This window comes from Methylobacterium sp. D53M, from assembly GCF_053345625.1.
In genome coordinates this window covers 1-856 of sequence record NZ_JBKFAL010000082.1, presented here as the reverse complement: position 1 = coordinate 856, position 856 = coordinate 1, and the positions used below count along the sequence as shown (strand labels likewise).

The 856-nt window shown below is 73.9% G+C and carries 1 protein-coding gene; it reads right to left on the bottom strand.

What is annotated here, in order from left to right:
• Positions 1 to 601: transporter substrate-binding domain-containing protein (locus ACLBYG_RS31575; RefSeq protein ID WP_447684085.1), on the bottom strand; the 601-nt coding region annotated here is incomplete at its 3' end.
• Positions 602 to 856: the final 255 nt, after the last annotated feature.

Below are 856 nucleotides of genomic sequence, written 5' to 3'. Positions count from 1 at the left end.
GCGCGACCGCGTCGTCGCGGAAGCCGCGGGCATTGAAGATCCGCCGGACGACGCCGGTGCGCTTCGCCTCATTCATCCACGCCGTGACGCAGGCGAGGGCGACCGGTCGGCCCTTCGGGACGGCGACGGCGACCTGCGTCTGCTGGAAGCCGCCCGCCACGATGCGAGAGCCGGGGACCTGCAGGAGCACCGGCCGCAACGTGTCGCGCGAGAGGGCGAAGGCGTCCGCCTGCCCGGCGCGCATGCGCGCGACGGCCTCGGCCACGGACGGGACGGGGCGGGGCTGCGTCCGGGTCAGCGTGCGGGCGGAGGCGCGGAACGTCGTCGTGCCCTCGATCGCCACGACCCGGAGACCCGGTCGGTCCACCTGCGCCACGTCGGTGATGCCCGACCCGGCGCCGACCAGATAGGTGCTCTCCAGGTCGTAGTAGCCCGGCCCGAAAGCGATCACCTGCCGGCGGGTCGCGTCGACCGGCATGAAGCTGACATCGATCGCCGCGGCCTGCAGGGCGTCGGCCGCAGCGCCCGAGTTCGGGAACAGCGTGACGGCCAGCGGCAGACCGACCTCGCGGGCGAGATCCGCGCTCAGATCGGCCGTCACCCCGTCGAGCCCTCCATCGGCCGCGCGGCAGACGAAGATCAGGCCGGCGGACGGAGCCTCGACGAGACCGACCCGGAGCGCGCCGGTCGGGGCCAGTTCGGCCCTCGAGATCGCGTCCTGTGCGTGGCCGGGCAGCGTCAGGAGAGCGGGAAGGGCAGCCGCGGATCACGCCGCCCGCACCGAAGGGCAAGCGGGCGACACGATCCGCCCGAGGGGCAGGGCCGAGCCCCGCTAACGTCTTGAGAAGATTGGCGC